This window comes from Pseudomonas sp. EA_65y_Pfl2_P74, assembly GCF_963970575.1.
Taxonomy (GTDB): domain Bacteria; phylum Pseudomonadota; class Gammaproteobacteria; order Pseudomonadales; family Pseudomonadaceae; genus Aquipseudomonas; species Aquipseudomonas baetica_A.
In genome coordinates, this window is record NZ_CAXAOQ010000037.1 from 24,415 (window position 1) to 44,723 (window position 20,309).

Consider the following 20,309-nt stretch of genomic DNA (forward strand, 5'->3'; position numbering starts at 1 on the left):
AACAGCCCTCAGGATGACGAATTTCAGGGATACGTCAGCCGTGCAGCGAGGCAGTTCCAGGGGCGGTCTTCAGCGTTCAACGAGGCTTGTACGCCGGATGTGTCTGGGGTGGCTGCTTGGCTGTGCGGCGAGCCACGCAATGGCCGACGCGGTGCTGGCGGACCTGCGCATGACGCTGCACATTCCGGCGCAGGATCTGGCTCGGGCACTGGATCAATACAGCCACGCCACGGGCGTTGCGGTGCTGGTCGACAGCCAGTTGAGTCGAGGCAGACGTTCGCTGGCGGTTGAGGGTCAGTACACCGCCGCTGATGCCTTGCGTCGTTTGCTCGGCGGCAGCGGCTTGATGGCGCGCTATGCCCGTGATGATGCGTTCACCTTGCAGGTGGCACAGGTCGAGGACGTGCCATCGACCGGGGACAAGCCATCGCCCGCCAGCATCGCGGTCAACCGCAGTTACGCCACGGCGGTACAAGCGGCGATCGAGCGCAACCTGTGCCGTTCACCGCTGACCCGTCCGGGCGGTTATCGCGCGGTGTTGCAGGTCTGGGTCGGGCGCGATGGCGTGGTGCAACACAACCGGTTGGTCACCTCCACCGGCGATGTACGGCGCGATACCGCGCTGGTAGAAAGTTTTCGCAGTCTCAGGATCGACCGGCCGACGCCCAGCGCCTTGCGTCAGCCGGTCACGTTGCTGTTGTTACCGCAGTCGTCAGGGAAACGCATGGAATGCACCAAATGGGAAGGAGTTTCCGGGGGATGAAAGACACCGGACAAGGTTCGATGGTCCAACTGTTCCTGACCTCTTACGAGGATTTTCGGGTGCGCCTGCGTCGGCGTCTGGGCTCAGAGGATCTGGCTAACGACGTGCTGCACGAAACTTACCTGCGGGTCGACCGCATGGAGCCGCCGCCGAACCTCTTGCGGCCCAACGCCTACCTGTATCGCATGGCCCTGAACATCGCTGCGGACCGGCGCCAGGCCGACGCGCGTTTGCTCACCGGAAGCGAAGTCGAAGAGTTGCTGCAAATCGGCGACGAGGCGCTCGATCCGGCACGGGTGGTGGGCGGGCAAAAGGAAATCCAGTCGCTACTCAGCGCGTTGTACGAGTTGCCGGCGCGGCGCCGCAAGATCTTCATTGCCGCGCGCCTGGAGGAGGCTCCCCACCTGGAAATTTCCCAGCGTTTCGGCATTTCCACGCGCATGGTGGAGAAGGAAATCAAAGCCGCACTGGGGCATTGCGCTGCAAAACTGGAAAGAAAAGTGTTTCAGCGGTTCGGTCGCGGGGCCGGAAAACCGTCTTCTGAATAGTGCCCGATCAATTCGTTGAGAATCTGCGCGTTTGAACATCTTTCGACTGACACCTGCCGAGCCATCGGCGGCCGAGAAACTGCACAGCGAAGCCCGCGACTGGCTGGTCCTGCTGACCTCCGGCCGCGCCACCGTGGCCGACGCCCGCGCCTTGCGCCAATGGTGCGCCCAGAGCGCCGAACATGCGCAGGCTTTCGAGCAGGCCAAGGTGTTGTGGCACAACCTGCAACCCGCCGTGGAGCAAATGCAGGCGCCACGCCGTTTCGGTCGCCGTGCCTTTCTCGGCGGTGCGATTGCCGCATCGGCGGCGTTCCTGCTGGTACGTGGGACGATTCCCGGTGGCTTCGAAGGGCTGGGTGCCGACTACATCACCGAAGTCGGCCAACAGCGGCGCTTCGAACCGGCGCAGGGTGTGAGCCTGGAACTGAACACGCAGACCCGCATCAATCAGCGTTCCGTGGATGACGGCGTGCAAGGTTTTGAACTGGTCAGTGGTGAAGTCGAAGTGCAGACCGCGCGGTTACCGTTGGCGATGCAGGCGGGGGGCGGGTGGTTGCGGGCCAGTCAGGCGCGATTCAATCTGCGCAATACCGATCAGCAGGTGTGTGTGACTTGCATTGAGGGTGCTGTGGAAGTAGACGTTGAAGGGCGCAGTTTGCGTCTGGCGCCGGGGCAGCAAGTGACCTATGACGCGGGGCAGGTTGGCGCGGTACAGAACGTTGACACGGCGGCGGTGATGAATTGGCGGCAGCAGGTGTTGGTGTTTAATGGGGCGACCCTGAGCCAGATGATTGATGAGATTAATCGCTATCGGCCGGGGATGCTTTTGCTGCTCAACCGTGAGCTTGGACAGCGTCGAGTGCAGGCGCGGTTTAGCCTTGATCAACTGGCGGGTGTGGCGTTGTTGATTCGCGATGCCTACGGCGTCAAATGCACTGAGTTGCCTGGGGGGGTCGTCGTTCTCAGCTAGTGGGGGGGCGGTGGACATTGTTTGGCTTCGCCAAACGGTCGCTGCGCTCCCACCCCGGATCAATTCCGGAACGAAGCCTGCCGACGGGCGCTTTAAGATCAAAAGCGGTACTCGAGCTAACGCTCATTGTGTTGAGTGGGGCGGCATGCGCCGCGTGCGGGGTGTACTCAATTCCTTGTGGGAGCCTGCCAGCGATGGCGGCCTGACAGACTTTGGCAGGTACACCCGATCCCAGTGTGAGCTGCCGAAGGCGCGGGCCGCGTTCGGACGATCTTTTGATCTTGCTTCTGAAAAATAAAATCAAAAGACCACAGCCTGCGGCAGCTCCAGGGTGGACGGGGCAGGGGAACTCAGGCGTTTGTCAGTCCAACGGCCCAATCACCTGCCGATATTTCTCCACTCCCTGCGGCGTTTGCCGAGTCAACCGAATCTCCAGCCCTTGCGGATCCTCGCGCCGATTACCACTCAATTGCCGCCAGCCCTTATCCGTTTCCCATACCCGAATCTGTGCATCGCTCACATCGTTCAGCACAGCAACCCCGTCAGTAGGCGCCGGCAACGGATACCGACTGCGCGCCGCCGCCACCGCCCGATACAGCGTGTCGCCCTTGACCCACCACCGCACCCGCTGCAACGCCCCCGGCTGATCCGCCGCCGTACGAATGATGTCCAGGCGAAAGCCCTTGTTGTCACTGCTGCGCACAGTAATCGCGGGCGGGGCGCTGGGCGGCTCGTCGTCCACACCGACTTTCTTCGGCTCAGTCAATTCAATGCCCGCGCGCCTGTCCACATCCCGCTGCAACTGATTCAGCGCCCGCAACAGGCTGTCACTCTGCTCACTGCTGGCCTGCAAATGGCTGTCAGCCCGCGTCACGCTGTCGAGCCCACGCCAGGCAATCAAACTCACCACCGCCATCAGCAGAATCGCGACCATCACCTCAATCAGGGTGAAACCTTGTTGGTCTTTCATTGCACGCTGATCCGGCCGGCGACATCGCGCAGGACACTCAACTGATTGGCGCCATCGGACAACGTCAGTTGCAGCGGCGGATTGATCCACTCAGCGTTGAGCACGACTTTCTGTTTCGGCTCGACCCGCACCTGCACCTTCGGGCTCTGCCACGGCCGCGGGCGCAGTTGTGCATCGTCATTGAAATGCTCGAAACCCTTGCCGTTGTCGCTGCGCCGACTAAACCGAAAACCCTTGGCATCACTGACCCAAACAATCGGCCGGCCATCAGCGCGGGCCTCGGCCTGCGCCACCTGCAGCAACTGCGCCACACGCTCGGCATCCTTGCGCAGCAACTGCAGCGGATCGGGCTTGATACTCAGGCTGATCGCCGCACTGGCGATACCGATGATCACAAGCACCACCATCAACTCGATCAGGGTAAAGCCCTGTTGCCTGTTCATCGATTGCGCGCTCCTTTGCGTTGAGGATCATCCTGCACCGCCAACATGTAAGGCGTGTGAAATAAAACCGAGAGAATTGCCGCGTAGTCTGTGGGCAGGGACTAAAAGGAGATTCAGCCCATGATGTTCACCGCACGCTTTTCCCCACCGCAAATGGTCCAGGCCGCGGCACTGCTCGCCGCGCTGGTTGGCGTGGCGACGTGGTCGTCGCTGCTGCTGACCACCGCCGAATCCCACACCCCGCCGGCAGCCCCGCAATTGCTCGCGGTTCGCAGTGACAGCCCGGCGTTGCAGTGGTTTTCCAATCAAACGGCGCCAGTGGATATCAAGGTGAGCGGGGTGATGGCGAGTAGTCGGGGGGCGGTGGCGATACTGAGCCTGAACGATGGGCCGCCGCGTAGTTTTCTGCAGGGGGAGACGGTTGGGCCTGGGGTGAAGTTGGTGGCGGTGGAGGGGGATGGGGTGGTGATTGAGCAGGGGGGGGAGAGGGTGCGGTTGGGGGTGGAGAGGTTGGTGGAAGGGCCCGTGTTACCGAAGCTAACGAGGCCCTGAATTGTATGGGTTTAGTGGGCAATTTTTGCCGTTTAGTCAGGTGTCAGTTCAAGCATCTGTGCAAAAAATGAACTGGCAAGCAAAGTATTCGTTGTTGATTTCGACCAGAAACAGGTCGTCGTGAATTCCCGCTTTCGGCCAATACCGGACGTTCATGACGACCGCTTCCGCCCCAAAGCTGACAGTGGACGATCTGCAGTTGCTTCGACGCTTTTCAATGAGCATCATCAGTACTCGACAAGGAGATGTCCCCCATGACTCAACCAATGCTTCATTTGATGTCAGGCAAGATTGCATCCGGCAAATCGACGCTGGCCAAGTCCTTGGCATCTGAACGGTCGGCTATTCTGATGAGTGAGGATTATTGGCTTTCAAGGCTTTATCCTGACCAGATCCATTCAGTGGCCGATTACGTGCGGCTTGCACGTCAGATTCGGGCACTGGTGGGCCCGCTTGTCACCGATTTGCTGAAGGCGGGCGTGACTGTGATTCTGGATTTCCCGGCCAACACTCCAGAGGATCGGCAATGGTTATGCGGTCTGGCTCACGCAGCCGAAATTCCCCACTGTTTCCACTACATCGAAGTGGATGATGAGACCTGTCGGGGCCGGCTACATCAGCGCAATGGCCGCGCAGAGCATGAGTTTGCAGCAAGCGACGCTGAGTTCGATTTGATCACGAGCTACTTTCGTGCTCCGGATGCAGATGAGGGAATCCAGATTAAAATTCACCGCTTCTGAAGGGCAGTGACACCTGAGCAAATTATCTAAAAAGTCCGCTTTTGGCCGATTGCTGCCTGTCACGAAGGGCTTCAATCGACCCATAGCTGCCGTTCATGCAGTCGTGTCCCAATAGAAATGGATGTACTCGTCTTCATACTCCGCGAACAGCGAAACGATGAACTCCGTCTTCATTGAGTACATCAATAACGCTCCGACGAAACCGGTCGACTCATGCAGCGGTTGTTTGAGCGGAGCGATCAATTCAAACGCATGATCCGCAACCATCTGATTGAAAACAGCTTCCGAGATTTCCTCAAACTGAGCGTCAGAAACGTAGCCTGGGAAATAACTTTCTCCTCCAGGCCGCCAATCCATCCATTCCGCGTGAAGCCAGAAGTTTAATCCGTTTTCGCCTTGCCGTTTGGGGGCGCGGGTTATCCTAATGATCTCCTGAGAGGCAGAGCATCGAAAGGCGATTGCTGGATAGGTGACGTAATAGAGACCGGGACAATCATTGTGCGCTGTCCAAAAAGTCAGTTGCTCACTGGAGAGTTGATCAAAGTCGCTTCTGTCGAACATGGAAGAACCTAAGATTTACGTCGCTAATGGGTAAGAGCGCCCGATAGTAGCAAAATGCTTTCAATGATGTTTATCGGGAACCGTACGCTATTGGCCGATTGCTGCCTGTCACGAAGGGCTTCAATCGACCCAATGCGGACGTTGGGTCTAGAGCTCAAAACGCGGCTGCTTGTCCTATAGCTTGGCCCCCGTTACTCATCCCATCCTAGCTCTGCGTAGGACATTTGGTCATGCTCGGGGAAGTCTGTCTGGTATTCACCCCATTCCATGAAGGAATAGTATTTGGTCATCGCCTCGAAGTGACTGTCAGCTTCGACTGTCCAGATCAGTTGGGAGTTTGCTGAAAGTAGATTGCGCGCGTCATCACCGTGAATACCTGCCAGGCAGAAAGTCTGGCAACCATCGGGTTCCAGCCAAAGTTCATGTTTCATACTCATAGCTCGTTTCTGCCCGTCTTTATGGTGTCCGGAAAGTAGATCGAATGGCCACTCTCGGCCGGTAATTGCGCGTCGGACACAAAGGCTGCTTCTGGCCGAAAGCAGACCTAAACGAACGTCTGCATTTGGCCGAAAGCAGATGTTCCCAACCGACTGTTTTGAAAAGTGGGGGACCGTTTTATTTTCTGGAGTAAATCATTCCCCTTTGAAAGCAAATCGGCACGAGTTCTCGGCTCAATGTTCGGGGGGGTGACCCAGCTCCGCGCAAAGGGCTCGCTCGATAAGCGCCTTTTTGAACGCCATCGACGCATCCTGAATCGCCTCGGCGCTCATTGGGCCTTTAACGAACTGATCAATCAGCTCTTTCGGGATCGAAGGAAACTGGGGTTTGGCCTCCGAGGCCGGTTTCTTTTTGGTCGGCATACATGCTCCTTTTCAACATGTTATGCCCGAACACAAAATTTTTGGCAGTCTCTCTTTCGTGGGATCCGAGACGCAATGAGGATTCCGATAAACACCAACGTTTAAAAAGACATCTCCAGACACTCTCTCAGGCTACACATCCTTGCGTAATTGCCTACAGCTACGCCAGAATCCGCCGGCTTGTGCGCCTTGGGGGCGGGTTCTATTGTGGTGCGGTCGCTGACGAATCAGCGATCGGGTTTCGCAGCCCGGATCAATCAAGGCGCACAGCGCTCCCAATCTCGTTGCCATTTTCGGCAATGGTGCTTTATGGCGGCTGTGCGCGGGATACCTTCGGGTATGCCGGGTGCCTTGATTCCCGGTCTGCGAACCTGCGTACAGCTGCCACCTCCCTTCGTTTCGCAGCGAAATGTGGCGGCTCCAATAATCAAGGAGCTTCACCATGATCAAACCAACACCCAACCCGCCCGAAACCGACTCGGTTTCCCCCTACGAATCCCTCGACTCAAAAAAACTCCACGAAGCCGCCGACCGTGCGCTCGACCATTACCTCTGTCCGCCCGGCTCCACGCCGCCGCCACGTAAAAACCGTGGGATGTACGCCGTGACGGCGGACAACAAAAATGAAGAACTGCTGATCGATGCCAGTGAAACACTCGCTTCGGCCCAAACCATCGCCCAGAACGTCGCCAGTCTGTTGCCGGCATCGCAGCGTCGGGCGTTGTTGGGGATTGCGCAGTTGATCATGCTCGGGGAGTTGGCGGTGAATCGGGCGTTGGATAATTTGCAAGTGCCGGGGTGATGCGGGTGCCGGGATCACCTGCTGATTGATTGGGTGTCCGTTCTGGCGCCTTCGCGGGCAAGCCCGCTCCCACGGGGTTTTATGCGGATTGCAGATGTTGTGTACGACGCTGAAAGCTGTGGGCGCGGGTCGGGTGCTGTCCTGCGCCGTTTTCGTGTGGTTATTGAGGCGCCTTATTTGAACATGTGCCGGGAAACCTCAATGAGGCTGACACCGTTCTGCGACTAAACATTAGGTGGCAGCTATACGCAGGTTAGTCGACCGGCATCCCAAGCTTTACCGGCGCGCTCGAAAGCGCCCTGCGTACAGCCGCCATTGAGTGCAGGCATGGAAATACCCGACTGAATAACAGCTTGCGAACTTGAGATAACACCGAGCGACTAAACCCGATCACTGACCCTTCAGTGACGCGAACCAAGTTACTGGCGACCCCAAGCCGCACAAGCCGGCGGATTCTGGCGTAGTTGTAGGCAAAGGCGCAGGCGCTGTAGCCTCATGGCTGATGCCAAAATGATGCTGTTTTTTACCGGGCCTGCTCGCGATGCGGCCTTCAAAATTCACTCAAGAACTGACCTTCACCTCACGCCCAAACCGCTCCCGATACACCGACGGCGGCACCCCGACCACGCCACGAAACGCCACCCGGAAACTCTCCACCGACCGATAACCACAGCGTTCGGCAATCTGTTCGGTGTGCTGATCGGTGCTTTCCAGCAACTCTCGCGCCCGGGCCAGGCGTTCATGCTGCAACCACGCTTTGGGCGTCTGACCGCTGGCCTCGCTGAAGCGCCGCAAAAACGTGCGCTCACTCATCGCCGCTTCACTGGCCAGATCGCGCACCTCCAGCGGTTCATGCAAGCGCTCGCGCGCCCACTGCATCACCCGCGACAGGTCATTGCGCGGCGTCGCGCTCACCGGGGTTGGAATGAACTGCGCCTGCCCGCCGGTACGCTGCGGCGACATCACCAGGCGTCGCGCCACTGAGTTGGCGACTTGAGTGCCGCAGTCCCGCGCCACCAGGTGCAGGCAGGCGTCGATGCCGGCTGCGCTGCCTGCCGAGGTAATCAACTGGCCGGCGTCGACGTAGAGCACATCCGGATCAACCGCAATCGCCGGATAGCGTTGCGCCAATTCCGTGGTGTAGCGCCAATGGGTGGTGGCGCCGTGGCCGTCGAGCAGGCCGGTGGCTGCCAGGACAAATACCCCGGAACAAATCGACAACAAGCGAGCGCCACGCTCATGGGCTTGCCGTAACGCATCGATCAAGGCTGGAGGCACCGCCGCATTCCGGTCGCGCCAGCCGGGAATGATGATGGTGCGGGCCTCGGCCAGCAGTTCCAGACCGCCGTCGGCCAACACCTGAATCCCGCCCATGGCGCGCATCGGCCCTTGATCGACCGCAGCAATCGCATGCTCGTACCAAGGAAAATCGAACTCCGGCCGGGCCAGACCGAAGATCTCCACGGCGATGCCGAACTCGAAAGTGCAGAGGCCGTCGTAGGCCAGAATCGCGACCAGACCTGGTGATGTTGGCATTTGGCGGAAAATTCCCGATGAGTGTCTTGTCCGCCACTGTAGCGGCAGGCTGCGGCTCGATAAAGTCTGTTCATACCCGATCAGATGAAGGAGCAATACCCGATGCCCAGCCTTGTTCGCGAAATTCCTGCCGCTCCCTCGGCGATTGCCCTGATGCATTTCAGCAACCGTCTGACCTTCGAAACCGATTGTTCCGACGTATTCAGCAGCCAAGAGGCCGGTGAGGTCGACTTTGTGTTGGTCGATGTGCGTGGACCGCTGGCTTTCGAGCGTGGCCATGTGCCGGGCGCGATCAATATGCCGGGGCGTTTGCTGACGGCTGAAGGTTTGGCGAGTTACTCGAAAAACACGCTGTTCGTGGTCTATTGCGCGGGCCCACATTGCAACGGCGCCAACAAGGCAGCGGTGAAACTGGCGGCGCTGGGTTACCCGGTCAAGGAAATGATCGGCGGCGTGACCGGGTGGCTGGATGAGGGTTTTTCGCTCAGTGATTCGTCTGTTGCCGCAGTGTCACTCGGTTGCGAATGCTGACGCTTTTCAAGGTTTATTGAACGAAAGCAGCGCTTGTCCTACAGCCTTTGCACCACGACGGCGCACCTGTTGACCCCGGTCAGCCGGTGCGCCGATCTTCTGTAAGTATTTGTCGCTTAAAAACAATTTGCCCTGTGCGCGCCGCCATAGACTGCCGGCCACTTCGGTTTTTTGCCGTTAACTGGCCATGACCGAACGTTGAATCGAAGCTGCCAATAAAAGCCTCCGCACACAGGAGTTATAAATGAAGAAGCTAGTGATGTTTGGTGCCCTGGCACTGTCGATGTTGTCCCTGACCGCTGTGGCCGAAGACGCCAAGCCGATCCGCATCGGTATCGAAGCCGGTTACCCGCCATTCTCGATGAAAACCCCTGACGGCAAACTCGCCGGCTTCGACGTGGATATCGGCGATGCGCTGTGTGAGCAGATGAAAGTCAAATGTACCTGGGTCGAGCAGGAATTCGACGGCCTGATCCCGGCGCTGAAAGTGAAAAAAATCGACGCGATCCTGTCCTCGATGACCATCACTGACGATCGCAAGAAAAACGTCGATTTCACCATCAAGTACTACCACACGCCTGCACGTTTCGTGATGAAGGAAGGTTCGGGTGTCAAAGACCCGCTGACCGAACTCAAAGGCAAAAAAGTCGGCGTACTGCGTGCCAGTACCCACGACCGCTACGCCACCGAAGTGCTGGTCCCGGCCGGGATTGATCTGGTGCGCTACGGCTCGCAGCAGGAAGCCAACCTCGATATGGTCTCCGGTCGCCTCGACGCGATGCTGGCCGACTCGGTCAACCTGAGCGACGGTTTCCTGAAAACCGACGCCGGCAAAGGCTTTGAATTCGTCGGCCCGACCTATGAAGACGCCAAATACTTTGGCGGCGGCGCCGGTATTGCAGTGCGCAAGGGCGATACCGCGCTGGCTGAGCAATTCAACAAGGCAATCACCGAAATCCGCGCCAACGGCAAGTACAAGCAAGTGCAGGACAAGTACTTCGACTTTGACGTGTACGGCCATTAATACGCCGTAGAAAAGTGGCCCCGTTAACGCGGTGGCCACTTTTTTTACGCTCTGATCAACACGAGAACGTTGTGGGAGCGGGCTTGCTCGCCAATACGGTTTGACATTCAACCGTTTCGTGGGCTGATACACCGTATTGGCGAGCAAGCCCGCTCCCACAGGGGATCTCAGTGATCCGTTACTCAGGAGTTACCCATGCAACGCATCGACCATGTTCTGCCCTGGAGCCACCTGGGCAGCGAACGTTCCCTCAGCGTGTTTCGTTACGGCGCCGGCACCCGCAAGGTTTACATTCAGGCCAGCCTGCACGCCGATGAACTGCCAGGCATGCGCACCGCGTGGGAGCTCAAACAACGTCTGAATGAACTCGAAGCCCAAGGCCGTTTGCAAGGTGTGGTTGAGCTGGTGCCGGTGGCCAACCCGATCGGCCTGGATCAACACCTGCAAGGCGCGCACATGGGCCGTTTCGAACTGGGCAGCGGCAAGAATTTCAACCGTGCCTTCGTTGAACTCAGCGCCCCGGTGGCGGCGTTGATCGGTGATCAATTGGGCGCCGATGCTGACGCCAACATCGCGCTGATTCGCCAAGCCATGGGCCAGGTTTTCGATGACCTGCCGGCACCGGCCTCGCCACTGGAAGCGCTGCACCGTTTGTTGTTGCGCCATGCCTGTGATGCCGACATCACCCTCGACCTGCATTGCGATTTTGAAGCCTCGATTCACCTCTACGCGCTGCCGCAACACTGGCCGCAGTGGCAATCGCTGGCGGCGCGGTTGAAGGCTGGCGTGGCGTTGCTGTGTGAGGACTCTGGCGGCAGCTCGTTCGATGAGTCCTGCTCGACGCCGTGGCTGCGCCTGGCGCGGGCGTTCCCCGACGCGGCGATTCCACCGGCCAACCTCGCGACAACGCTGGAGCTGGGCAGCATGGGCGATACGCGTGTCGATCAGGCTCAGGCCAATTGCGAGGCGATTCTCGGGTTTCTCGCCGAGCAAGGGTTCATCAGCGGCGAATGGCCGGCAGCGCCGAAAGAGTGCTGTGAGGGGATGCCGTTCGAAGGCACCGAATATTTGTTCGCGCCGCACCATGGTGTGGTGAGTTTCCTGCGCAATGCGGGCGAGTGGGTAGAGAAGGGCGATGCGTTGTTTGAGGTGGTTGATCCCCTTCAGGATCGCGTGACCACGATCCACGCCGGCACCAGCGGGGTGTTGTTTGCGATTGATCGTGGGCGCTATACCGAGCCGGGTATCTGGCAGGCGAAAGTGGCGGGGCGGGTGCCGTTTCGCACGGGCAAACTGACGAACGACTGACAGATTTTTGCTGTGTTCAGAGGCTCCTTCGCGGGCAAGCCCGCTCCCACGGGTTTTGTGAACGGCACAGATTATTGTGTGTGGCTTGTCAGCGAAGGCGGCATCAGCAATCCCCGTCATTTGGATCCTCGTTTCAGGGTGTTAGGCTCACCCCAAACCCTGCACCCAGTGGAGGAAAACGTATGTTGAAGGTGTTTGCTCTGTTGACCCTGCTGGCGTCCAGCGCTGTTCAAGCTCAAACCACCCTGCAAAGCGATCTGCCGCTCAAGTACATCGAACAGGTTCACCCAGACGCCGATCCGCGTCCGCTGGTGATTTTCCTGCACGGCTACGGCAGTAACGAGGCCGATCTGATCGGCATGAAATTCCGGCTGCCGGCGCAGTACAACTACCTGTCCGTGCAGGCTCCGTTGGCGTTGGGTGAAGGGCGATTCCAGTGGTTTCGCAAAAAAGGCGAAGGCGCCTACAACGGCGAGACTGATGATCTGAAGGTCAGCGGTCAGAAGCTGAGGGACTTTGTCGCGCAAGCGGCGAAGAAATATCACACCACGTCGGACAAGGTGTACCTGATCGGTTTCAGTCAGGGCGCCATGATGACCTACGAGGTGGGGCTGCGCCCACCCGTGGCCGTGGGCGGCATCGCGGCGTTGAGCGGGCGTTTATTGCCGGTGTTGAAAGCCGAACTCAAGCCTGAACAACAACCGCTGCCGCTGAGCATCTTCATCGGCCATGGCACCGCCGATGATCGCGTGCCGTATCGCGACGGCACTGGCGCCAACGAACGGCTACACAAGCTCAAATACACACCGCAGTTTCACGCTTATCCCGGGGTCGGCCACAGCATCAGCGCGGCCGAACTGCGGGATCTGAATGGCTGGTTGCAGCAACTCAATCCTTGAGGATGGTTTTCACCAGTGCATCGTGACCTTGCTTGTCGCTGACCCGCGAGATCACCTGGACCAGTGCCATCTTCGTACCGGAACCGGCCATCAACGTGGTGTTGAGCGTCTGGCCGCCGCCCTGGGTGGCGGTGCTGTCGACCTGACGCAGGCCCAGACCAGTGCCTTTGCGGGTCAGGCTTTTTTCGCTGAGTTTGTTGAAGTCAGGCAAGGCTTTGCGCTGGGCGTCGATGAAGTCAGAGACGCTACCGTCGAGGAACTCGCTGTCGTTGTCCTTGACGTTGTTGCCTTCGGGAATCTGGTTTTCGGCGGCGATGACCACGGTTTTAGTCGCCTGGTTGGTGTACATGGTGCCCTTGGCGCCGGTCGGGCTAGCGGGTAGCGGGTCGGCAACGAAGCCTTTGGGCAGCACGAAGGTGAACTTGCCACCCAGCATCGAGACCTTCTCGGTGGCGGCTTTTTCCTTGGGCTTGGCCGCTTGAGCGTTGATGGCGCCTAGACCGGCGACAGCCGCGACTAACAGGACGACGGCTTTTTTGCTCAGCAATGACATGGGAATCTCCGGTGAATGGTCGCGCGAGGCGGGCGATCATCCCACGGAGCATGCCGGGCATTCCAGCGCGATTCGTCTGACGGGTTATTGCGTCTGTTGCCTGGGGGCGGGGCGGGCCAATAGCCGCCTGGTGACGCCCAGCATCGCCACCGACACCGCCACTCCCAAGGCAAATCCACCAAGGCCCAGGGTCGGCAATGTCAGTGCCGAGACCAGACAAAACGCCGAGAACGAATACATTCCCGTCGCGGTCGCCCGTAGCAGTGCGGCGGTAAATTCAGGGCCGCGGGTTTGCTGGGAAAACACCGCCATCACACTGCCAAGCACCGGGAACACCGCAAGCAGGCCGCTCCAGCGTTCGCCGACGGTGCTTGCGAGCATGGTCACCACCAGCGTCAGGGCAGCGCCGGCGATCATCCGCCAGATCAATCTGTCCGACTTCGGAACCGGACTGCTGAGCGGCGGCTGCACGTTGGGAAACAGGTAGGGCGCCGCCAGTAGGGCAACCGCCGCCGCCAGCACCGAAAACGGCAGAGACGCGGGAATCCGTGACAGTACCAGTGCCAGCAAAGCCCAGACCGCCAGGGAAATGCTCAACGCCCAAGGCCAGTTGGCCCGTTGCGCGACCTGCGCGTAGGTGATGCAGAACGCAATCATCGCGAACATCGCTGACAACGCGGCCACCGCTGATTGCGCGGCAAACGCTGGGCCCTGTTCGATGGCGAGGAAAAACAGGATCGGCCCAACGACCACCGGCAACCCCGACAGCCACCCGGCCACGCTTGGCCCCCAGTGTTTACCCGCCAAAGATATCAGCAGCAGAAAACCGGGAATCAACAGCAACTTGAGGATCAGCACGCAGGTGTCTCCGTCGGGTGAGAGGCGGTCACGGTAGCATCGCTGTCAACGGATTGCCGCATATGTGAGGCTTTGTTGTATACAAAATGCCGAAGGCATACAGGCTATGCTTTGTCTATCAGGGTTTACCGGAGTCGATGACGTGATGAGCAGAACACAGAATGTCTGGCGTGGGTGCTGCGCCATCGGCTTGTGGGCCTTGCTGGTGGCGCCTGCCTGGGCCAACTGGCAGGACGAAGTGCCCGGCGCCAGAATCATCGGCACCGGCGATTTCAGTGTGTTCGGTTTCGACGTTTATAACGCGCGGCTGTGGAGCGCCGCCCAACCGCTGGTGGAGGGGCAGCCCTTTGCGCTGGAGTTGATCTACCTGCGCAGGATTTCTCGCGACGATCTGGTCGAGGCCAGTGTGGATGAAATCAAACGTCTGGCGGGTTCTTCGATCAGCCCGGCGCAACTGGCCGTCTGGCAGACGCAAATGCAGCAGGCGTTCGTCGACGTCCGTGCAGGCACCCGCATCACCGGGGTTTATTTGCCGGGGCAGGGGGCGCGGTTTTTTGTTGGCCAACAGTTGCAGCACGAAATCGACGACCCACAGTTCGCCCGCGCATTTTTTGATATCTGGTTGAGTCCACGTACACGCAGTCCCGAATTGCGTCAGCAACTACTGGGTGTGGCCGGATCTTGAGCTTTCATCTCAGGGGGCGAAACGTCTAAGCTGCGTCTTTCGACTTGTTTCTGGATGTGTGCGTGAAATTCAGCTTGCCCAAAATCGCCACCGCGCCGTTTTGCCCGCCGGAAGTGGCTGGCAGCGTTGCGGTAGATCCCAATGCTTCGTTTTTCAAGCGCGTGCTGCGCTTCGCCGGCCCTGGCTTGCTGGTGTCGATCGGCTATATGGATCCGGGCAACTGGGCGACGGCGATCGAGGCGGGTTCGCGGTTTGGTTACAGCCTGCTGTTTGTCGTGCTGCTGGCGAGTCTGGCTGGCATGGTCGTGCAATGCCTGTGTTCGCGCCTGGGCATCGCCACCGGCCGCGATCTGGCGCAATTGTCCCGCGAGCGCTACAGCACCCCGACGGCGCGGCTGCAATGGGTGTTGGCGGAGATCTCGATTATTGCCACCGACCTTGCCGAAGTCCTTGGTTGCGCGCTGGCGTTTCACTTGTTGCTTGGTTGTTCGCTGACGTTCGGTATCGCGCTGACAGCCTTCGATACGTTGCTGGTGTTGGCCCTGCAGAATCGCGGGTTCCGCCGCCTCGAAGCGATCATGCTGGTGTTGGTCGCCACCATTGGCGTGTGTTTTTTCGTTGAATTGTTGCTGATCAAGCCGTACTGGCCGGACGTGGCTCAGGGCTTCAAACCGTCACTGGCCGCCATCAGCGATGCCGCGCCGTTGTACCTGGCGATCGGCATTCTGGGCGCCACCGTCATGCCCCATAACCTTTATTTGCACACCTCCATCGTGCAGACACGGATGATCGGTAAGGATCTGGCGAGCAAACAGGACGCGGTGAAACTCGCGCGCATCGACACCATCGGTTCGCTGGCGCTGGCGTTACTGGTCAACGCGGCAATTCTGATCCTCGCGGCGGCCGCTTTTCACCAGTCCGGTCATACCGACGTGGTAGAGATTCAGGATGCCTATCACCTGCTGGACCCACTGGTGGGCGGCGCGCTGGCCAGCGTGCTGTTCGGTGTGGCGTTGCTCGCGTCCGGGCAGAGCTCGACCTTTACCGGCACCATCGCCGGCCAGGTGATCATGGAGGGTTACCTGAATCTGCGGATTCCCTGCTGGCAACGGCGGCTGATTACCCGAGGGCTGGCGTTGATTCCGGCATTCATCGGTGTTTGGCTCATGGGTGACGGCGCAGTGGGCAAATTGCTGGTGCTCAGCCAGGTGGTGTTGAGCCTGCAACTGCCGTTTGCCTTGTATCCGCTGATTCGCATGACCAACGACAAGCAACTGATGGGGCCATTCGTGAACCGTTGGCCGACTCGCGTGCTGGCGTGGGGCTTGTTTGTGCTGATCAGCGGGGCCAATAGCTGGTTGATTTTGCAATTGGCGGTCTGAGCGACTGACTGACTAATCTATTCGCACACCTTCGTCGGCTGGGTGTGGCTGGACCCGGCCCTGGGTATTGTCGGCGCCATTGTCATCGCCAAATGGGCCTACAACCTGATGCGTGACAGCGCTGCCGTATTGCTCGACGCCACCGATGAGCCCGGTGCATGAGCTATCGCACCTGACCATCGAATTGCACCGCGCCTAACGCTGTACCTCGCTGAACAGTGGAATGCGCCCGTTAAGAGAAGGGCGGTAGTGCCAGCTCAGGCGATCAAGATCGATGCCGAGATCGACGATTGCCTTGACCGTTGCGCTGGCAATCGTCATCGCCAGCGCTTGCCCCGGACACTGATGGCGACCGCTGCCAAAACTGAAACTGCGGCGGTTGGGGCGATCCAGTGCAAACCGGTCGGGGTTTTCATTGAGTGCAGGATCACGGTTGGCCGAGGCCAGTAGCAGCACAATCACCTGGCCCGCCTCAAGGCGAACCCCGTCGATGTCGCAGGAGGTTGCGACAAATCGCCGGGTGTTCTGCACCGCAGGGTCGAAGCGCTGCACTTCAGCCAGTAGCGCCTCAATGGAGGCTGTGCGTAGCGCTGGCGCTCGCCGCAAAGCCACCAGCGCATTGCCGATCAATCCTGCGCACGCTTCAAACGTCTGTGAGCAGAGACCGATCAGGTTGGCGATCAGGGTTTGCTCGCTCCCCTCGAATCGCTGCGTGATGCCGGCCAGCAAAGTCGTTTGCTCCCGCGGGCCGGCGAGCAACTCGGTGAAATATCCGTGCAACTGCTGCGCCGCTGCGTGGGCGGCCGCCAGTTGCACGTCATTGCTCAACGGTGACAGGCACGCGACAAAATCCCCGGTCAACTCACTGATTGCCCGAGCCTGTGCGGGGGCGAACCCGAGCAACACCGCGACCACACAGACCGGCCCCCTGAACATGGCTTTATGCACGCCATCGGCGTTCGCGCAGATCAGGCGTGCGCTCACCAACGCCTGAACTTCATCGCTGTCGATCAGCGTCAATGCCGGCTCGATGGCCGAACGTGGACAGCGCTGGTGTTCGTCTTCGTTCATTCGCATCAACTGACCGAAGACTTTACCGGCCATGCCCTCGGCGATCGCTTTGGGCACCGGCTCCTGCACCGGACGCACCCGGCAGTCGGGATGAGCCAGAACCGCACAAACCGCACGGGCCGTGCTGGCGACCCACAATTTCAGTTCGGGGTGAAACATCAGCCCTCCCTCGGCGCGCAGTGTTTCGTAATACGGGTAGGGGTCGGCATGCGTCGCCGCGACGATCGGGTCCATGTTCGTAGCCTTGTCGGAGAGGAAAGTGTTGCTACTATCTCCAGTCTGTAACGGCGATGATTCGTCGGGGAGCGAAATATGCACGCAGAACATCAAGACATCGGCGTCTCGCAAGTGGCCGCCGCCATCGCGGAACCGACCCGGACGAAAATCCTCTGCGCGCTGATGGACGGTCACGCCCGCACCAGCACGGAGCTGGCGGCTATCGGCGAAGTCAGTGCGTCCACCGCCAGCGCGCACCTGAGCAAACTGAAGGATCTGGCGTTGGTGCGTCTGCATGTGCAGGGCCGCCATCGTTATTACAGCCTCGCCGACAAACGCGTCGCCCAGGCGCTGGAAGCCCTGATGGTGATCGGCCAGAGCGCCGCGCCGACCTTCAAGCCGCACACGCCGGATCGCCTGCAATTTGCCCGCACCTGTTACGACCACATGGCCGGAACGTTGGCGGTGTTGCTGCATGACCGTTTGATCGATGCCGGGTGGCTGGTGGAAACCGACGAGCAGGCGTATCGCTTGAGTGACAGTGGCGCGGCGTTATTTGCAGGGTTGGGTATTGAAGTGCAGGACTTGAATGCACTGCGCCGCAAGTTTGCCTGCCCGTGCCTGGATTGGAGCATGCGCCGGCCACACCTAGGGGGGGCGCTGGGCGCTGCACTGCTGCAAACCGCGTTGGAGCGCAAATGGGTGACGCAGGATCTGGACAGTCGGGCATTGGCGCTGACAGCGGCGGGGCACAGAGCGCTCAGCGCGCGGTTCGGTATCCAATTGGCGGCGCAAGCAAGGCTTAAAACATCGCCGTCCGTGGCAACGCCTGCCGATCATGGCGTTCCCCTGTAGCGGCGAGCATTTGATCTGCTTTGCACCTTGTGCCAATCCAATAGACTCGATACTGTATATGCAACCAGTAAAGAGCCTTCGCCATGCAAATCATCGACAAGCTCAGCATCCTCGCCGACGCCGCCAAGTACGACGCATCCTGCGCGAGCAGCGGTGCGCCCAAGCGCAGTTCCGAGGGCAAGAGCGGAGTAGGCTCGACCGATGGCATGGGCATTTGCCACAGCTACACGCCGGACGGGCGCTGCGTGTCGCTACTGAAGATTCTGCTGACCAATTTCTGTCTTTACGACTGCCAATACTGCGTCAACCGCCGTTCCAGCGACGTGCCGCGTGCCCGTTTCACGCCGGAAGAAGTCGTGGCGTTGACCCTGGATTTCTATCGGCGCAACTGTGTCAGCGGGCTGTTTCTCAGCTCCGGGATCATCCGCTCCGCGGACTACACCATGGAGCAACTGGTGCGGGTTGCGAAGCTTCTGCGCGAAGAGCACGAGTTTCGCGGTTATATCCACCTCAAGACCATTCCCGAAGCTGACCCGGCACTGATCGAGGAGGCCGGGCGTTACGCCGATCGCTTGAGCGTCAACATCGAGTTGCCCACCGATGCCAGCCTGCAAACCCTGGCGCCAGAGAAACAGATTGTCTCGATCAAACAGGCGATGCGGACCATCTACACCGGCGAACAGACCGTGCGCAACGAACCACGCGCGCCTAAATTCGCGCCGGCCGGGCAAAGCACCCAGATGATCGTCGGCGCTGACGACACCGACGACAGCACCATTCTCCACAGTGCGCAGGCGTTGTACGGCAACTTCCGGCTGCGCCGGGTTTACTATTCGGCGTTCAGTCCGATCCCCGACAGCCCGAAAAGCGTACCGCTGGCTGCGCCCCCCTTGATGCGTGAGCATCGGTTGTATCAGGCCGATTTTCTCTTGCGCAGCTATGGCTACAGCGCCGGTGAGCTGCTCAAGGGGCCGGGGAATCTGGCGCTGGATATCGATCCGAAACTGGCGTGGGCGTTGCAGAATCGCGAGGTGTTTCCGCTGGACCTCAATCGTGCTGAACCGGCCCTGATCGCCCGTATTCCCGGTATTGGCCTGCGCACCACCGAACGCCTGGTGGAGCTGCGCCGACAGCGGCGGATTCGCTACGAGGACGTGGCGCGCATGCGGTGCGTACTGGCCAAAGCCAGGCCGTTCATCATCACCAGCGATTACCATCCGCAGCAAGCCGAGGTCACCAGTCATATGCTGTATCAGCAATTGCGCGACCGGCCGATGCCGCAACAGATGGGGTTGTGGGGATGATCGATCTGGATTGCGATGACCTGTTCGACACTTGGCGGCAACAGGCTCGCTGGTTACTGAGCCATGAAATCGATCCGAGCCTGGTGAGCTGGGCCTCGGAAGGGGTGGGCGATCTGTTTGCCGGCGACCAGTCCGTGCCCAAAGGCCAAGGGCCGTTTCAGGCGCGCATCCCGCGTACCTTGCTCGACACCCTGGAGCGTGCAGCCAGTTATCGGGGCGACCAGCGCTGGAGCCTGCTGTATGAAGTGTTGTGGCGCGTCAGTCACGGCGACCACACGGCGATGATGGCCGGCGACAAGCTGGGCAGTGAATTGCAGCGGCGGATCAAGCAAGTTCAGCGCGAAGCGCATCACCTCCATGCATTCGTGCGCTTCATCGAGCGACCGAAAGATCTGCCAGGGCCGCAATACGTGGCGTGGCATGAACCGGCCCACGACATCCTGCACCGTGCCAGTGAGCATTTCGTCGCACGCATGGGCCGCCACCGCTGGTTGATCGCCACACCCCGTGACGGGGTGTATTACGACGGCGAACAATTGATCCACCAGCGCCGATGCCCTGTGGAGTGGCAGCAATTGGCGCAGAACGTCGATGATCCGCATGGCGATCTCTGGTTGACCTATTACAGCCACATCTTCAACCCGGCGCGGTTGAATCCAAAAGTCATGCAAGGGCATTTGCCGGTGCGCTTCTGGAAAAACCTGCCAGAGGGGGAGTTGATTCCCGGGCTGATTACTCAGGCGCGCATGGGCAAACAACAGGATGGGCAAGCGAGCGGGATTGCCGGTCGGTCGGGTAAACGTATTGCGCATAAATAAACGATCAAATAAAAAGCCCCCAACGGATCACTCCGTGGGGGCTTTCTTGCATCTGCGGCC

23 protein-coding genes and 2 pseudogenes are annotated in these 20,309 nt (G+C 59.7%); 16 read left to right on the forward strand and 9 right to left on the reverse strand.

All coding sequences use genetic code 11. The features are described from left to right. Positions 1 to 97 precede the first annotated feature (97 nt). From AACY18_RS24660 to AACY18_RS24670, 3 genes are read left to right on the forward strand one after another with little or no spacing between them, the layout of a single operon-like run. Positions 98 to 763, forward strand: coding sequence for a secretin and TonB N-terminal domain-containing protein (locus tag AACY18_RS24660; RefSeq protein WP_339466365.1), 666 nt, complete (start codon positions 98 to 100; stop codon positions 761 to 763). Continuing rightward, the gene (locus AACY18_RS24665) at positions 760 to 1,311 is read left to right on the forward strand and encodes an RNA polymerase sigma factor (RefSeq protein ID WP_339434164.1); all 552 of its coding nucleotides are present in this window, start codon (positions 760 to 762) and stop codon (positions 1,309 to 1,311) included. Before AACY18_RS24660 ends, AACY18_RS24665 begins: the two co-directional genes overlap by 4 nt. Positions 1,312 to 1,342: 31 nt before the next feature. Next, positions 1,343 to 2,281 (forward strand): FecR family protein, encoded by a 939-nt coding sequence (locus tag AACY18_RS24670; RefSeq protein WP_339466366.1) that lies wholly within the window; start codon positions 1,343 to 1,345, stop codon positions 2,279 to 2,281. A 361-nt stretch (positions 2,282 to 2,642) separates the two neighbouring features. Here the strand turns inward: AACY18_RS24670 and AACY18_RS24675 are convergent, their stop codons facing one another. Next, positions 2,643 to 3,251, reverse strand: a complete 609-nt coding sequence (locus tag AACY18_RS24675) for a prepilin-type N-terminal cleavage/methylation domain-containing protein (RefSeq protein ID WP_339466367.1) — start codon at positions 3,249 to 3,251, stop codon at positions 2,643 to 2,645. Continuing rightward, on the reverse strand, positions 3,248 to 3,694 hold the full coding sequence (gene gspH / locus AACY18_RS24680; protein ID WP_339466368.1) for a type II secretion system minor pseudopilin GspH: 447 nt from the start codon (positions 3,692 to 3,694) through the stop codon (positions 3,248 to 3,250). The genes AACY18_RS24675 and gspH overlap by 4 nt, the downstream gene beginning before the upstream one ends. 120 nt (positions 3,695 to 3,814) lie before the next feature. On the opposite strand from gspH, the gene AACY18_RS24685 reads away from it, so the two are divergent. Together AACY18_RS24685 and AACY18_RS24690 are read left to right on the forward strand one after the other, a co-directional pair. After that, positions 3,815 to 4,246 carry a type II secretion system protein N gene (locus tag AACY18_RS24685; RefSeq protein WP_339466369.1) on the forward strand — a complete coding sequence of 144 codons (432 nt, stop codon included), beginning with the start codon at positions 3,815 to 3,817 and terminating at the stop codon, positions 4,244 to 4,246. 254 nt (positions 4,247 to 4,500) lie between these two features. Beyond that, positions 4,501 to 4,986, forward strand: coding sequence for an AAA family ATPase (locus AACY18_RS24690; protein ID WP_339466370.1), 486 nt, complete (start codon positions 4,501 to 4,503; stop codon positions 4,984 to 4,986). A 93-nt stretch (positions 4,987 to 5,079) separates the two neighbouring features. Here AACY18_RS24690 and AACY18_RS24695 read toward each other — a convergent pair whose 3' ends face one another. The 3 genes and pseudogenes from AACY18_RS24695 to AACY18_RS24705 all read right to left on the reverse strand — a co-directional run. Further along, positions 5,080 to 5,547 carry a hypothetical protein gene (locus tag AACY18_RS24695; protein ID WP_339434228.1) on the reverse strand — a complete coding sequence of 156 codons (468 nt, stop codon included), beginning with the start codon at positions 5,545 to 5,547 and terminating at the stop codon, positions 5,080 to 5,082. A gap of 191 nt (positions 5,548 to 5,738) precedes the next feature. Beyond that, positions 5,739 to 5,978, reverse strand: a complete 240-nt coding sequence (locus AACY18_RS24700; RefSeq protein WP_339434227.1) for a hypothetical protein — start codon at positions 5,976 to 5,978, stop codon at positions 5,739 to 5,741. Positions 5,979 to 6,233: 255 nt separating this feature from the next. Beyond that, positions 6,234 to 6,407 (reverse strand): annotated as a pseudogene (locus AACY18_RS24705) (IS256 family transposase); the annotation flags it as partial. A 442-nt stretch (positions 6,408 to 6,849) separates the two neighbouring features. On the opposite strand from AACY18_RS24705, the gene AACY18_RS24710 reads away from it, so the two are divergent. Continuing rightward, on the forward strand, positions 6,850 to 7,209 hold the full coding sequence (locus AACY18_RS24710; protein ID WP_339466371.1) for a DUF6124 family protein: 360 nt from the start codon (positions 6,850 to 6,852) through the stop codon (positions 7,207 to 7,209). 561 nt (positions 7,210 to 7,770) lie between these two features. On the opposite strand, the gene ftrA is transcribed toward AACY18_RS24710, so the two are convergent. Beyond that, complete coding sequence (gene ftrA / locus AACY18_RS24715; RefSeq protein ID WP_339434225.1) at positions 7,771 to 8,745, reverse strand: transcriptional regulator FtrA; 975 nt, start codon at positions 8,743 to 8,745, stop codon at positions 7,771 to 7,773. 102 nt (positions 8,746 to 8,847) lie between these two features. Between ftrA and AACY18_RS24720 the strand changes: the two genes are divergently transcribed. The 4 genes from AACY18_RS24720 (at position 8,848) to AACY18_RS24735 (ending at position 12,507) form a co-directional block, all read left to right on the forward strand. Continuing rightward, positions 8,848 to 9,276 (forward strand): rhodanese-like domain-containing protein, encoded by a 429-nt coding sequence (locus AACY18_RS24720; protein WP_339434224.1) that lies wholly within the window; start codon positions 8,848 to 8,850, stop codon positions 9,274 to 9,276. Between the two features lie 244 nt (positions 9,277 to 9,520). Continuing rightward, positions 9,521 to 10,300 (forward strand): ABC transporter substrate-binding protein, encoded by a 780-nt coding sequence (locus AACY18_RS24725; protein WP_221733627.1) that lies wholly within the window; start codon positions 9,521 to 9,523, stop codon positions 10,298 to 10,300. A gap of 195 nt (positions 10,301 to 10,495) precedes the next feature. Further along, a complete protein-coding gene (locus AACY18_RS24730) occupies positions 10,496 to 11,608 on the forward strand; it encodes a succinylglutamate desuccinylase/aspartoacylase family protein (protein WP_339434222.1) in 1,113 nt (370 codons plus the stop codon). A gap of 182 nt (positions 11,609 to 11,790) precedes the next feature. Next, positions 11,791 to 12,507 carry an alpha/beta hydrolase gene (locus tag AACY18_RS24735; RefSeq protein ID WP_339466372.1) on the forward strand — a complete coding sequence of 239 codons (717 nt, stop codon included), beginning with the start codon at positions 11,791 to 11,793 and terminating at the stop codon, positions 12,505 to 12,507. Here the strand turns inward: AACY18_RS24735 and AACY18_RS24740 are convergent. Together AACY18_RS24740 and AACY18_RS24745 are read right to left on the reverse strand one after the other, a co-directional pair. Further along, complete coding sequence (locus tag AACY18_RS24740) at positions 12,497 to 13,060, reverse strand: hypothetical protein (RefSeq protein ID WP_221733624.1); 564 nt, start codon at positions 13,058 to 13,060, stop codon at positions 12,497 to 12,499. The two genes, AACY18_RS24735 and AACY18_RS24740, sit on opposite strands and share 11 nt — an antisense overlap. An 84-nt stretch (positions 13,061 to 13,144) precedes the next feature. Continuing rightward, complete coding sequence (locus AACY18_RS24745) at positions 13,145 to 13,918, reverse strand: hypothetical protein (protein ID WP_339434220.1); 774 nt, start codon at positions 13,916 to 13,918, stop codon at positions 13,145 to 13,147. 145 nt (positions 13,919 to 14,063) lie between these two features. On the opposite strand from AACY18_RS24745, the gene AACY18_RS24750 reads away from it, so the two are divergent. From AACY18_RS24750 to AACY18_RS24760, 3 genes and pseudogenes are all read left to right on the forward strand, one after another. Further along, positions 14,064 to 14,603, forward strand: a complete 540-nt coding sequence (locus AACY18_RS24750) for a chalcone isomerase family protein (protein ID WP_339434219.1) — start codon at positions 14,064 to 14,066, stop codon at positions 14,601 to 14,603. A gap of 113 nt (positions 14,604 to 14,716) precedes the next feature. Further along, positions 14,717 to 15,985: an Nramp family divalent metal transporter gene (locus AACY18_RS24755; RefSeq protein WP_339466382.1), complete on the forward strand. Its 1,269-nt coding sequence runs from the start codon at positions 14,717 to 14,719 to the stop codon at positions 15,983 to 15,985. A 30-nt stretch (positions 15,986 to 16,015) separates the two neighbouring features. Beyond that, positions 16,016 to 16,135, forward strand: a pseudogene (locus tag AACY18_RS24760) (cation transporter); the annotation flags it as partial. A 45-nt stretch (positions 16,136 to 16,180) separates the two neighbouring features. Here AACY18_RS24760 and AACY18_RS24765 read toward each other — a convergent pair. Continuing rightward, positions 16,181 to 17,290: a cytochrome P450 gene (locus tag AACY18_RS24765; protein ID WP_339466373.1), complete on the reverse strand. Its 1,110-nt coding sequence runs from the start codon at positions 17,288 to 17,290 to the stop codon at positions 16,181 to 16,183. Between the two features lie 78 nt (positions 17,291 to 17,368). On the opposite strand from AACY18_RS24765, the gene AACY18_RS24770 reads away from it, so the two are divergent. The 3 genes from AACY18_RS24770 (at position 17,369) to AACY18_RS24780 (ending at position 20,249) form a co-directional block, all read left to right on the forward strand. Continuing rightward, positions 17,369 to 18,127, forward strand: a complete 759-nt coding sequence (locus tag AACY18_RS24770; RefSeq protein ID WP_339466374.1) for an ArsR/SmtB family transcription factor — start codon at positions 17,369 to 17,371, stop codon at positions 18,125 to 18,127. Positions 18,128 to 18,210: 83 nt separating this feature from the next. Beyond that, positions 18,211 to 19,431, forward strand: coding sequence for a putative DNA modification/repair radical SAM protein (locus AACY18_RS24775; protein ID WP_339434215.1), 1,221 nt, complete (start codon positions 18,211 to 18,213; stop codon positions 19,429 to 19,431). Further along, a complete protein-coding gene (locus tag AACY18_RS24780) occupies positions 19,428 to 20,249 on the forward strand; it encodes a TIGR03915 family putative DNA repair protein (protein WP_339434214.1) in 822 nt (273 codons plus the stop codon). Before AACY18_RS24775 ends, AACY18_RS24780 begins: the two co-directional genes overlap by 4 nt. Positions 20,250 to 20,309: the final 60 nt, after the last annotated feature.

Excerpts from the sequence above, each read along its gene's own strand:
- AACY18_RS24660 (WP_339466365.1), top strand. The coding sequence starts at position 98 with ATGTGTCTGGGGTGGCTGCTTGGCTGTGCGGCGAGCCACGCAATGGCC.
- AACY18_RS24665 (WP_339434164.1), top strand. The coding sequence starts at position 760 with ATGAAAGACACCGGACAAGGTTCGATGGTCCAACTGTTCCTGACCTCT.
- AACY18_RS24675 (WP_339466367.1), bottom strand. The coding sequence starts at position 3,251 with ATGAAAGACCAACAAGGTTTCACCCTGATTGAGGTGATGGTCGCGATT.
- gspH (WP_339466368.1), bottom strand. The coding sequence starts at position 3,694 with ATGAACAGGCAACAGGGCTTTACCCTGATCGAGTTGATGGTGGTGCTT.
- AACY18_RS24685 (WP_339466369.1), top strand. The coding sequence starts at position 3,815 with ATGATGTTCACCGCACGCTTTTCCCCACCGCAAATGGTCCAGGCCGCG.
- AACY18_RS24690 (WP_339466370.1), top strand. The coding sequence starts at position 4,501 with ATGACTCAACCAATGCTTCATTTGATGTCAGGCAAGATTGCATCCGGC.
- AACY18_RS24695 (WP_339434228.1), bottom strand. The coding sequence starts at position 5,547 with ATGTTCGACAGAAGCGACTTTGATCAACTCTCCAGTGAGCAACTGACT.
- AACY18_RS24700 (WP_339434227.1), bottom strand. The coding sequence starts at position 5,978 with ATGAAACATGAACTTTGGCTGGAACCCGATGGTTGCCAGACTTTCTGC.
- AACY18_RS24710 (WP_339466371.1), top strand. The coding sequence starts at position 6,850 with ATGATCAAACCAACACCCAACCCGCCCGAAACCGACTCGGTTTCCCCC.
- ftrA (WP_339434225.1), bottom strand. The coding sequence starts at position 8,745 with ATGCCAACATCACCAGGTCTGGTCGCGATTCTGGCCTACGACGGCCTC.
- AACY18_RS24720 (WP_339434224.1), top strand. The coding sequence starts at position 8,848 with ATGCCCAGCCTTGTTCGCGAAATTCCTGCCGCTCCCTCGGCGATTGCC.
- AACY18_RS24725 (WP_221733627.1), top strand. The coding sequence starts at position 9,521 with ATGAAGAAGCTAGTGATGTTTGGTGCCCTGGCACTGTCGATGTTGTCC.
- AACY18_RS24730 (WP_339434222.1), top strand. The coding sequence starts at position 10,496 with ATGCAACGCATCGACCATGTTCTGCCCTGGAGCCACCTGGGCAGCGAA.
- AACY18_RS24735 (WP_339466372.1), top strand. The coding sequence starts at position 11,791 with ATGTTGAAGGTGTTTGCTCTGTTGACCCTGCTGGCGTCCAGCGCTGTT.
- AACY18_RS24740 (WP_221733624.1), bottom strand. The coding sequence starts at position 13,060 with ATGTCATTGCTGAGCAAAAAAGCCGTCGTCCTGTTAGTCGCGGCTGTC.
- AACY18_RS24750 (WP_339434219.1), top strand. The coding sequence starts at position 14,064 with ATGAGCAGAACACAGAATGTCTGGCGTGGGTGCTGCGCCATCGGCTTG.
- AACY18_RS24765 (WP_339466373.1), bottom strand. The coding sequence starts at position 17,290 with ATGGACCCGATCGTCGCGGCGACGCATGCCGACCCCTACCCGTATTAC.
- AACY18_RS24770 (WP_339466374.1), top strand. The coding sequence starts at position 17,369 with ATGCACGCAGAACATCAAGACATCGGCGTCTCGCAAGTGGCCGCCGCC.
- AACY18_RS24775 (WP_339434215.1), top strand. The coding sequence starts at position 18,211 with ATGCAAATCATCGACAAGCTCAGCATCCTCGCCGACGCCGCCAAGTAC.
- AACY18_RS24780 (WP_339434214.1), top strand. The coding sequence starts at position 19,428 with ATGATCGATCTGGATTGCGATGACCTGTTCGACACTTGGCGGCAACAG.